Genomic DNA, 11,162 nt, shown 5'->3' with positions numbered 1-11,162 from the left:
TGAGGGATGGAGAAGTCGACGGCACAGCTCGATCGTTTGCAGGCGTTTGTCCGCGCCTCCGAACGTGCGTCCTGCGTTGCCGAACTCAAGGAGGTGATCGAACAGTCGCTGCCGGAGTTCGGCGTCGATTGTTATCTGATGACCCATCACACGGACTTTGGTGTCCCTGAGCCCGGCCTCGTGCAGCTTGGCAATTATCCCCGCGAACTCGTGGCGTTAGATCGCGAACGCGGAAATTGGCGCAACGATGCGATCCTGAAGGCATGCGAGCGCCGCACGACTGGCTTCCTGTGGGACGATGTCGCCTCGATCATCGCCGAACGGCCCGAACATCGCCGCCGCGCCGAGGAAATCGCGCGTTTCGGCCTGTCGGACGGCTTCGTCGTGCCGAACCATCTGCCGGGCGACCATCTTGGTTCGACTCACTTCACCGTGACCAACGGCAAGCATTTCCCGCGCGAACAGATCGGCGTGCTCCAGTCCTTCGCCAGCTTCGCCTTTGAGGCTGCGCGGCGCCTGAGTCGCGAGTTGGAAGGCCCCGAGGTTTTCGACGCCCCGCTGACCGACCGCCAGCGCGAATGCCTGATCTTGTGGGCTGCGGGAAAAAGCGACACCGTGATCGGCCAGTTGCTCGATCTGAAGCCGGGCACGGTCAACAAATATATGGAAAGCGCCAAGCGTCGATATTGCGTGGCAACCCGCCAGCAATTGATGGTCCGCGCGCTCTATTCCTCGCAGGTCACCTTCCAGGAATTCTTTCGGTCACTGAAATTGCCAGCGGAGCCCGTGGCTTCGCATTCGGCCAGTGCGTCCAGGCGACCGGCATTGCGTTCGCGGGCGCAAGCGTCGAACGGCGCAGCAGCGCAACCATAAAGATCCGTGCCTGCTGCTGGGCGAAATGCATGCCCAGGCATTTGTGGACCCCGCCCCCGAACGGCACATAAGCGAAGCGATGCCGCCGCGCTTCGGCCGCTGCGGTGAAGCGCATCGGGTTGAACCGATCGGGTTCGGGCCAGATCGATTCCAGCCGGTGGGTCAGCAACGGATTGACCGCAACCATCGCGTTGGCGGGAATATCGAAACCATAGATCGAAAAAGGCTGACGCGCACGACGCCACACCACCGGCGCCGGCGCATTCAGCCGCAGCGCCTCCTTGAACACCATGTCATGGAAGGGCAGCGCAACCTCGCTCACCGACGCGATATCGTCGATGCGGGCATCCTCCGCCTCGCTCCGCAGCCGCTCGGCCCATATCGGATAACGGGCGAGATAATCGGCGGTCGAAGTGAGCGCCGAGGACAAAGTGTCCTGCGCGGCCGACAACAGGAAGATCGTGACGCCCTGGATCTCATGCTCGCTGAGCAATGCGCCTTCGTCGTCGCGCAGCAGGCAGATGCGGGAGAAGATGTCTTCGCCCGGCGCGCGGCGCCGATCGCGGATCAGCTCGGCGATCAGCGCTTCCAGCCGCCGCTTGCCGCGCACTGCGCGGGCATAGGTGGGGCTCAGCCAGGGTGATTGGAAGGTCGCGAGCACGCCATCCACCATGTCCGCAAGCGCGCGGACGATCGACGGAGCGCGGATATCGTCGGGGAGACCCAGGAAAGTCGACACCGCGATGCTCAGCGTCAGCCGCCGCGCCTCGGCATAGATGTCGATCGACTTGCCCTGCCAGCTTTCGACGGCGCGCTCGATGTCGTTCGCAAAGATGCGCTGATAAGCTTCGACCCGCGCAGGCTTGAACGCTTCGCCCAGGATGCGGCGCGAGGCCCGATGGTCGGCCCCGTCCTTCAGCAGCAGCGCACCGGGAAACAGCCCGCCGATCAGGCGATGCCAGCCACCTTCGGCCGAAAACAGATTCTGTCGATCGAACAGTACGAGCTCATTGGCTTCCGGCCCGATGAGCTGCACGTTCCAGCTGCCGCAAGCGTAGAAGCGATGCACCGGCCCGAACCGCTCGTACATCTGCTCGGTCCACCGCAGGGGATTGAGCATCGCTTCGGGCATGATGCCGACCAGCGGCAGGCCCGCGCGGCCCGGGATATGGCTGAGCTCCGAAAGTCCCGCGGCAGATGCAAGGCTGCCCGGCTGGGGCCGATCCACCCAGCGCGGTGATGGTTCATACGCGCTAGGCGCACTGCCGAGATCGGCCGCAAACTGCATCTTCTATTCCTTCGCTTCCCGCTCCCTTTTCCCTCCGCGTCGGCCTTCGCTCCATATGGGTAATTACCCACATGGATGCGGCGTCCCGGAAAGGTGATGCTGTTTGTGGAGGTGAATTCATGCACATCGAGATTGTCCAGCCAACCAGCCGTTGGGCGCATGCCCAGCGCCTCATGCAGATGCACCATCATCGTAAGCGCGTATTTGTTGATGAGCTTGGCTGGGAATTGCCCGTTCGCGGCAGCTGGCTGGAGGTCGATGAATTCGACAGCGACTATGCCGTCTATATGATGGCGTGCTGCGAGGAGACGGGCGACCATCTCGGCTCGGTTCGTCTGTTGCCGAGCGAGCGCCCGCACATGTTTGAAACCACCTTCCGCAGCCTGTGCCCGGACGGCCCGGTGATCGGCCCGGATTGCTGGGAGATTTCGCGTCTCGTCTGCGATCCGGAATCGGTTTCTGGTGGCGAGGCTATCCGCGTGATGCGCAGGCTGGCGCTCGCGCTCACCGAATTTGCCGAGCTCAACGGCATCCGCCGCTATACGCTGCTGGCCGAATCCTCGCGCCTTCCGGCCTTGCTTTCGATGGGCTGGGACGTGCTTCCCATTTCGCTTCCCACCCCCTGGAATGGCGTCGATGTGCAGGCGCTGATGATCCGTATCGGCGCCGAAACGCTTCCCCGCATGCGCCGCCGGCTCGGCATGGGCCAGCCCCTCCTTCGCGCCGCGCCGACCGAACTGGCGGCCGTGGCATGATTCCCGGCCGCTTCGCATCGCTCGTCGAACGCGGCGGCCTCTCCGCAGATGCCACGCGGCTGCTGGAGGATGGCTACACGATCGTCCGCAACGCCATGCCGTCCGGTTACATGGCGGTGATGAGCGAGGAACTGGACGAACGCTTCATCGACACGCCCTTCTCGGTCGGCGCCTTCCATGGCGAACGTACCAAGCGCTTCCATCAGCTTCTTTCACGGTCGAGCTATTCGCATCGGCTGGTGCTGCACCAACGCATCATGGCGATGGTGCGCACGGTGCTTTCGCCCTGGACCGACTTTCCCCAGCTCAACCTCAGCCAGGCGGTCGAGATCCATCCCGGTGCGCCAGGCCAGATCCCGCATCGCGACCAGGCGATGTTTCCCTTGCCCAAGGGCAGCGTCGAATTTTCGGTGAACGTGCTGTGGCCGCTCTGCACCTTCTCCGAAACCAATGGCGCGACGCAGGTCTGGCCCAACAGCCATGGCGACGAGATGGGGCATGCCCCCGCGACGGGCCAGCCGCTCGTCTGCTCGATGGTGCCGGGCGATGCGCTGGTCTTCCTCGGCTCGACCCAGCATGCCGCCGGTGCCAACCGCTCCGGCCTGCCGCGCCGTGGCATCATCGTCAGCTACTGCCTTGGCTGCCTGAACCCCTACGAGAATCAGGCGCTGGCCTATTCGCGCGATTTCGCGAAGACCCTCGATCCGGAACTGGCCGCGATGATCGGCTATCGTTGGCACCGGCCCAATCTCGGCACGTTCGACGGCCAATGCCCGTCGATCCTGCTCAATGATGAAGTGCCAGATCATCTTGCCACCGTCGACGCGCTGATTCCCGAGCATGCGCGGCTGGTGGAACGGCACCGCGAAGTTCAGCAGATGGCCTGAGGAACGGGGCCTGGGCGGGTCGGCGACACACGGCCCGCCCTAAATTTCAACTCACGCCGCGGCCAATTGCCCCATCGTCACATAATCGAGCTTGCCGGTTCCCAGCACCGGCAGCGCGTCCACCACACGGATGTCGCGCGGGATGGCAAGCTCGGTCACGCCATTGGCGCGGCCCCAGGATTGCAGATCGGCAGCCTTGGCGGCCTTGTGCGTGGTGAACAGAACAAGCTGCTCGCCCTTGCGCGGATCGGCGCGGGTGACGATGGCGTGTTCGGCATCGGGCCAGAGCGCGGCCGCATAGCCCTCCACCGCCGGCAGCGACACCATCTCGCCGCCGATCTTGGCGAAGCGTTTGGCGCGGCCGCGAATCGTGACGAAGCCCTGGTCGTCGATGGTGACGATGTCGCCGCTGTCGTGCCAGCCGCCCTCGGGGGGCTGCAGCTCGCCGGGCCGGTCGGCCTTCATATAGCCGGCCATGATATTGGGCCCGCGGATCGAAAGCCGGCCGCCTTCAGTGATGCCCGGCACCTCGTCGAGCTTCGCCTCGATGCCCGGCAGCAGGCGGCCGACGGTGCCGGCGCGGAAGTGCATCGGCGTATTGACCGCGATCACCGGCCCCGCCTCCGTCGCGCCATAGCCTTCGAGGATGCGCAGCCCGAACTTCTCGGCATAGGTGCGCCGCGTCTCGTCACGCACCCGCTCGGCGCCCGCGAAGATGTAGCGCAGCGAATAGAAATCGTAGCTGTGGGCCATCCGCGCGTAGCCGGCCAAGAAGGTATCGGTGCCGAACAGGATCGTCGCATTCGCATCATAAGCGAGTGCCGGCACGATCCGGTAATGCAGCGGGCTTGGATAGAGCAGCGTCTTCACGCCGTGCAGGATCGGCAGCAACGTGCCGCCGGTCAGCCCGAAGCTGTGGAACACCGGCAACGCGTTCAGCACCACATCGGATGAATTGAAGTCGATGCGCGCCGCAAGCTGACGGCAGTTGGAGAGCAGGTTGCGGTGGCTGAGTACCACGCCCTTGGGCAGACCTTCCGATCCGCTGGTGAACAGGATCACCGCCGGCTGATCGGGCGATATCGCAAGCCGCCGGTGGCTGCGGCGCGCGAACGGCCGCGCGATCAGCGCGTGCAGCTTCGCGCCCGCACCGATCGAAGCACCGATATCCTCCAGATAGAGGATCGCGACGCCATCCGCCTCCAGCCCGGCGACCACCTCGCCAAGCTTGGCCTGCGTGACAAAGGCACGCGCCGTCACGATCGTCTTGATCCGCGCCGCGGTGCAGGCCGCCTTTAGATTGGTAAGCCCCGCTGTATAGTTCAGCATCGCCGGCACCCGGCCATGCGCCTGCAGCGCGAAGAAGGTGACGACCACGCCGGCAATATTGGGCAGCAGCACGCCAACCGCCTCGCCTTGCTGGCTGACACGTGCGAGCGGCCGGCCGAGCGCCAGGCTGGCGGTGATCAGCCGGTCATAGCCCAGCGGCTCGCGCTTGATGTCCTCGACGACCAGCGCCTTGCCGCCATGGATATGGCGCGCCTCGATCAACGCATCGAACAAGGTCCGGTCCGTGTCCGACGTGTCGAAGATCATCTGGCTCATTTCATCATAGAGCCTGCGGCCAGCGATCGCGCGGCGTGCGCGCGCCGTCATCTCGCCGTCGATCGCGAAGCGACGCGGCGGCAGCACGGTGATGCGAATCTTGGGGAAGGTGCGCAGCCGCACCTTGCCGCGCAGGCGCGAGAAGGGGGTATATTGCGCGCCATCGATCCGCACCGGCACGATCGGCGCGTCCGCCTTGTCCGCCACCATGCCGGGGCCATCGAACACCTTCATCAATGCGCCGGTGACGGTGATGCGACCTTCGGGAAAGATTACCAGCGTGCGGCCTTCGCGCACCGCCTTGACCATCGCCTTGGCCGAAAGCGGATTGGTGGGATCGACCGGAAAGGCGTGGAATAGCGAGAGGAAGGGCTTCACCCACCAGGCCTGCGCGATCCGCGTGTGGACCGCGAAGGTCGGCTTGCCGGGCAGGAAGGCAGCGAGCAGCAGGCCGTCGAGGAAGGAGACGTGGTTCACCACCACCACCGCGCGCTCACCCGGCGCCGGCATGTTCGCCTCACCCACCACTTCGACGCGGTAGAGGAGCTTGAGGAACCCGCGCGTCATCGCCTTGATGACGGTTTCAGGCAGCAGCCAGCAGGAGATCAGGGCAATGGCCAGCGTCGCGAAGCCGAGCGCGCCGATGATGCCGGGCACGCTCTCCCCCCGCGCCAGCATCAGCGTCACCACGGCGACCAGCGCGACAGTGATCGCGGCATTGACGATGTTGTTGGCAGCGATGGTGCGCGAACGCTCCTCCGCCGGAGCATGGGTCTGCAGAATCGCGTAGAGCGGCACGATGAACATGCCGCCGGCAAAGGCAATGCCGGACAGGTCTAGCATGATCCGCCAGTTGGCCGGCACGGCCACGAATTCACGGACACCCGCATCGGCCACAGCAGGGCGATAGCCGCGCGTCGCCAGCCAGAGGTCGATCATGAAGCCGGACAAAGCGAGCGCGGAAACCGGTACGTAGCGCGCCGAGACCTCGCCGCCGAGCAGCTTGTTCACCAGCAGCGATCCCAGAGCGACGCTGATCGAAAAGATGAACAGGAACAGCGTCGCAACGTCCTGTCGTGAATCGAGCACGTTGCTGACCAGCGGGCCGAATTCGGACAGCAGCACTGCGCCAACCGCAAAAAACCAGCTTATGCCGAGGATGCTCAGCCAGACGCCGCGGCCATGGCGTGCGGACTTCAGGATATTCCAGCTGCTTCTGAAGATATTGGCGTCCACGCCGATCCCCGGTGCGGTCGCAGGCGCCGACGGCACCGCGAGGCTGGCGCAGAAACCGATAACGGCAAGGCCCGTGGCCACCAGCCCAGCCTGCCAGGGCAAGATAAGCCCCGCCAGCAATTGCCCGCCCAGGATCGCCAGAAAGGTGCCGGCCTCGATCATCCCGGTGCCGCCCATGATCTCGTTGGGGCCAAGATGCTGCGGCAGAATCGAATATTTTACCGGTCCGAAGATCGTCGAATGCAGCCCCATCAGGAACAGGGCCAGCAACAGCGCGGGGATGGAAGACGCCCAAAAGCCGGCGAGCGCCAGCGCCATGATGCCGATTTCCGCCGCCTTCACGATGCGGACCAGCTTCGCCTTGTCCCACGCATCCGCAATCTGTCCGGCGAGCGCCGAGAACAGAAAATACGGCAGGATGAACAAGCCGGTGGCAATCGTTGCCAGAAGTTCGGCCTTGTCAGGTTCTGCCGCGTAGAGACCGAAATTGGCCAGGAACAACAGCGCGAACTTGAGGAGATTGTCGTTGAAGGCCCCGAGGAACTGGACGGCGAACAGCGGGCCGAAACGCTTCTTGCCGAGCAAGGACAGGTCAGGAGCGGACATGGATCACCCTCATCATTCGGGCTGCTCATTATCGGGGAAGGTTTAAGCCGCTGTTATCGGGAATGCGCCCGACCTTCGAATATGCCCCAACCCCACGATTCGAGCGGCCGGCGCATCATCTGCCATTGAATTGAACGGTGATCAATAAAAAATTGGACACTGTTCAATTATAGTCCTAACACTAGGCCATGGCGCGACGATCAGATCATAGCCGGGAAGAACTGCGACACCTGATCATCCAGGAAGGCCATAAACATATGGCGGAGGTCGGCTTTGCTCGTTTCTCCGCGCGCGAGGTGGCCAAGCGGATCGGCTATTCCGTCGGCACGGTCTACAATGTGTTCGGCACTTATGACCGGCTGATCTTGGCGATCAACACGCGGACTTTCACGCTGTGGGCCGCCTTCTTGCGCGATCGGTTGGCCGCAGCCTCGGCGGATCGCATCGCGGCCCTCGTCGAGGGTTATTTCGATTTCGCTACCGCCAATTCCAGCCTGTGGATGGCGATCTACGACCATCGCCTGCCCCCCGACGAGCCGATGCCCGAAGCGGACGATCAGGAGCGTGCAGAACTCACCAACATCGTCATGGCGGAGATCGCCACGGTGCTGCCGCCAACTGCGGGCGAAGCCATTCCTCGCCTCGCCCGATCATTGGTCGCCACCGTCCACGGCCATTGCACCTTCGCTCTCAACGGCAGCTTCGCCTTGATGGGCGAAGGTGATCCCAAGGCGTTGGCGCTGGCCCGCGTCCGCGAAGCATTGTCGGCGGCGTCCGCGCTCGCGGATTGAATCGCCGCCCCTATCACTTATATATGCATCCAAGATACATGATTAGGCCGATAGGATGATCGCGACCGCAATCGACGAGCCGATGCTGGAAAGGCTGATCCCCGCTTTCTATCGTCGCATTCGCCAGGATGATGTGCTGGGGCCACTGTTCGACGCGGCGGTGGATGACTGGCCAGCCCATCTCGAGAAGCTGGTCGCCTTCTGGTCTTCCGTGATGCTGACCAGCGGCCGTTACAAGGGCAGCCCGATGCAGGCGCATATGCTGCATCGCGCTGCGATCACCCCCGCCATGTTCGATCGCTGGCTTGCGATCTGGGCGGAAACGACCGACGCGCTGATGCCGTCCGATGCGGCCGCAGCGCTCCAGGCGAAGGCCGCAAAAATCGCCGAAAGCCTGAAGCTCGGACTGTTCTTCCGTCTGGAATCTTCATCACGCGCCGCCGGCTGAGGAACGCGCGACGTCGGGGGCTCGTCAAAGACTATCGTTCGGGCGGATCGCCCCACTTTCCGCCATCGGGGCACGAACGAAGCGACCGATCTACGAAATCTACTCAAATGTAGACTATTGCATTCTCGTTCCGCATATCGCAATCACGCGCCCAAATTGAAGCGCTTTGCGCAGATATGTTGGGAGGATTGAATGCAAATCACAGTTTCGGCGTTGCGGTTCGGTGCGCTGGTTTCGGCCGCGATGATGGTAGCGGCGCCTGCTTTCGCGCAGGAAGCGCCGGCTGCCGAGGCCGAATCCGGTGGCCTTGAGGACATCGTCGTCACCGCCCAGAAGCGTTCGGAAAGCCTGCAGGACACGCCGCTCGCCATCAGCGCCGTGACCGCCGACACAATCGAGGCCCGCGGCATCCGCGACATCAGCAACCTGACCGCGATTGCGCCGAGCATCAACGTCGCGACCGCTCCGGGCTCCAGTTCCAACACCAACATCTTCATCCGCGGCATCGGCGATCAGGAACCGATCCTGACCTCCGACGCGCCCGTCAGCCTCTATGTCGACGGTATCGTGCTGGGCCGTTCGACCGGCGCGGTGTTCGATCTGGTCGATCTGGAACGCATTGAGGTGCTGCGCGGGCCGCAGGGCACGCTTTACGGCCGCAACACGATCGGCGGCGCGGTCAACCTGATTTCCGCCAAGCCGGCCAAGGAGTTCGGCGGCAAGCTCAAATTCTCCTATGGCAGCTTCGATCAGTGGCTGGCCCGCGGCTCGATCGACACCGGCGAGTTCGGCGACAGCGGTATCGCGATGAAATTCTCCTACATCCACCGCGAGCAGGATGGTTATGTCAACGATCTGAATGCGCCCGACAATCGCGATCCGGGCGCGCTCAATGTCGACGCGCTGCGCGCCGCCGTCTCCTATGACAAGGGTGGCGCCGTGCGGATCGACTATGCGTTCGATTTCAACCAGCGCGAGAGCATCGCCCCGGCCTTCCAGGCGACGATCATCCGCCCCGACGTGCTCGCCTACCTCAACAATTCGGTGAATTTCGGCGGCAACGGCCCGCAGGTTTCGACCGACCGGCTCGGCAGCTATTTCGCCGACGATGCGGGCCTGTTGACCGACCGCGTCTATGGCCACACGCTCACCGCCGAGATCGACCTCAGCGACAATCTGACGCTGCGTTCGCTGACCGGCTATCGCAAATGGCGTAATATCGACCGTGGCGACGAACTGGACGGCCAGGGCGGCGTGCTCGGCTTCCAGCTCGATCCGATCCTGTTCGTCGACGGCACTGTGCAGCCGCTGGGCGTGCTGCCGGTCAGCCTGTTCACGTCGAACAATGATCGCGGCCAGCACCAGTGGACCCAGGAATTCAACCTGCTCGGCCAGTTGGGCGACAAGTTCGAATATGTCGCGGGCCTCTTCTACTTCAGCGAGAAGAGCTTTGAGAACAACAACCAGTTCCCGCTGATCGTCATCTCCGACCAGGCCGCGGTGCCGCTGTCGACACCCTTGATCTATCGCCACAATTCCAAGTCGGTGGCTGGCTTCGCGCAGGGCAAATACAAGTTCAGCGATCAGCTCAGCCTGACCGGCGGCATCCGTTACACCGAGGACAAGAAGCACCTCATCCAGCAGACGCCGTTGACGCGCGACCTGACCGCCAAGTTCAACAAATTCAACTGGGCGGTCTCGCTCGATTTCCAGGCGACCGACGACGTGCTGGCTTATGCCCGCGCCTCGACCGGCTACAAGGCCGGCGGCTTCAACGCGCGGTCGACCAATGACGGCTACAAGCCCGAAAACCTGACTTCGTTCGAAATCGGCGTGAAGTCCGAACTGCTCGACCGCCGCCTGCGCCTGAATGCCGCGACCTATTATTCGATCCACGATGACCTGCAGCTCCAGCAGTTCCAGGCGGGCACCGCCGGCGCATCGAGCGTCACGGTGAACGCCGGCAAGGCGGAATATTGGGGCGTCGAGGCGGAAGTGCAGGCGCTGCCGGTGGACGGCCTGACGCTGAGTTCCTCGGTCGGCTATATCGACCGCAAATATAAGGAGTTCCTGATCCTCGACCCGATCTCGAACACTGTGGTCGACGTGAAGGATACCGCCCGCTTCCCCTTCTCGTCGAAGTGGACGCTGAACGCGAGCGCGCAATATGACGTGCCCGAATTCGATTTCGGCCAGCTCAGCTTCCGCGTCGATTACAATTATCGCAGCAAGATCTACTTCCACCCGACGACGGTGGGCACGCCCTATAACGACCAGATCGCCGGCGCGAAGCGCGGCCTGCTCGACGGGCGGATCACCTTGTCCAAGCTGGCGCTGGGCGAGAATGAGGCGTCGATTGCGGTGTGGGGCAAGAACCTCACCAAGAAGGAATATCGCGTCAACGGCATCGATTTCGGCGGGCTCGGCTATGCCGGCAATGTCTATGGCGAGCCGCGCAGCTTCGGCGTCGACCTCAACTACGAATTCTAAGCTTCGGCCTCCCCGCCGATCTTTTGGGCGCGTCGTATTACGACGCGCCCTTTTTTATTGCCGCAAATTCCGGTTGTTAGAAGGCAGTGTGACGCCTGCGCAACAATCCGGCCAAAGCGGTCCTACCTTGGCGTAGGGCACTTGTTTTCGTATTCCGCATAAATCAATCTCACACCCATAAAA

At 63.2% G+C, this 11,162-nt stretch carries 7 protein-coding genes and 1 pseudogene; 6 read left to right on the top strand and 2 right to left on the bottom strand.

The features are described 5' to 3' along the window. Positions 1-6: 6 nt before the first annotated feature. Positions 7-708, top strand: a pseudogene (locus ACFB49_RS22565) (autoinducer binding domain-containing protein); the annotation flags it as partial. 31 nt (positions 709-739) lie between these two features. Here ACFB49_RS22565 and ACFB49_RS22560 read toward each other — a convergent pair. Then, positions 740-2,161 (bottom strand): cytochrome P450, encoded by a 1,422-nt coding sequence (locus ACFB49_RS22560; RefSeq protein ID WP_380873962.1) that lies wholly within the window; start codon positions 2,159-2,161, stop codon positions 740-742. Between the two features lie 119 nt (positions 2,162-2,280). Here ACFB49_RS22560 and ACFB49_RS22555 point away from each other — a divergent pair, with 119 nt between their 5' ends. Both ACFB49_RS22555 and ACFB49_RS22550 read left to right on the top strand, forming a co-directional pair. Then, the gene (locus tag ACFB49_RS22555) at positions 2,281-2,916 is read left to right on the top strand and encodes an acyl-homoserine-lactone synthase (RefSeq protein WP_380873960.1); all 636 of its coding nucleotides are present in this window, start codon (positions 2,281-2,283) and stop codon (positions 2,914-2,916) included. After that, on the top strand, positions 2,913-3,803 hold the full coding sequence (locus tag ACFB49_RS22550; protein ID WP_380873958.1) for a phytanoyl-CoA dioxygenase family protein: 891 nt from the start codon (positions 2,913-2,915) through the stop codon (positions 3,801-3,803). Before ACFB49_RS22555 ends, ACFB49_RS22550 begins: the two co-directional genes overlap by 4 nt. 51 nt (positions 3,804-3,854) lie before the next feature. Here ACFB49_RS22550 and ACFB49_RS22545 read toward each other — a convergent pair whose 3' ends face one another. After that, a complete protein-coding gene (locus ACFB49_RS22545; protein ID WP_380873956.1) occupies positions 3,855-7,250 on the bottom strand; it encodes an acyl-[ACP]--phospholipid O-acyltransferase in 3,396 nt (1,131 codons plus the stop codon). 188 nt (positions 7,251-7,438) lie between these two features. On the opposite strand from ACFB49_RS22545, the gene ACFB49_RS22540 reads away from it, so the two are divergent. The 3 genes from ACFB49_RS22540 (at position 7,439) to ACFB49_RS22530 (ending at position 10,979) form a co-directional block, all read left to right on the top strand. Next, entirely contained in the window at positions 7,439-8,041 is a 603-nt protein-coding gene (locus ACFB49_RS22540; protein WP_380873954.1) for a TetR/AcrR family transcriptional regulator, read from the top strand. A gap of 55 nt (positions 8,042-8,096) precedes the next feature. Further along, a complete protein-coding gene (locus ACFB49_RS22535; RefSeq protein WP_380873952.1) occupies positions 8,097-8,489 on the top strand; it encodes a group III truncated hemoglobin in 393 nt (130 codons plus the stop codon). A gap of 192 nt (positions 8,490-8,681) precedes the next feature. Beyond that, a complete protein-coding gene (locus ACFB49_RS22530) occupies positions 8,682-10,979 on the top strand; it encodes a TonB-dependent receptor (protein WP_380873950.1) in 2,298 nt (765 codons plus the stop codon). The last annotated feature ends 183 nt before the right edge of the window (positions 10,980-11,162 follow it).

The organism is Sphingomonas sp. DBB INV C78 (genome assembly GCF_042693015.1).
In the GTDB taxonomy this organism is placed as follows: Bacteria; Pseudomonadota; Alphaproteobacteria; order Sphingomonadales; family Sphingomonadaceae; genus Sphingomonas_E.
This window is presented reverse-complemented; position numbering and strand designations above follow the sequence as displayed.

Bases quoted from the DNA above. Each gene is read 5' to 3' on its own strand.
- ACFB49_RS22545 (WP_380873956.1), bottom strand. From the start codon at position 7,250: ATGTCCGCTCCTGACCTGTCCTTGCTCGGCAAGAAGCGTTTCGGCCCG.
- ACFB49_RS22555 (WP_380873960.1), top strand. From the start codon at position 2,281: ATGCACATCGAGATTGTCCAGCCAACCAGCCGTTGGGCGCATGCCCAG.
- ACFB49_RS22540 (WP_380873954.1), top strand. From the start codon at position 7,439: ATGGCGCGACGATCAGATCATAGCCGGGAAGAACTGCGACACCTGATC.
- ACFB49_RS22530 (WP_380873950.1), top strand. From the start codon at position 8,682: ATGCAAATCACAGTTTCGGCGTTGCGGTTCGGTGCGCTGGTTTCGGCC.
- ACFB49_RS22550 (WP_380873958.1), top strand. From the start codon at position 2,913: ATGATTCCCGGCCGCTTCGCATCGCTCGTCGAACGCGGCGGCCTCTCC.
- ACFB49_RS22535 (WP_380873952.1), top strand. From the start codon at position 8,097: ATGATCGCGACCGCAATCGACGAGCCGATGCTGGAAAGGCTGATCCCC.
- ACFB49_RS22560 (WP_380873962.1), bottom strand. From the start codon at position 2,161: ATGCAGTTTGCGGCCGATCTCGGCAGTGCGCCTAGCGCGTATGAACCA.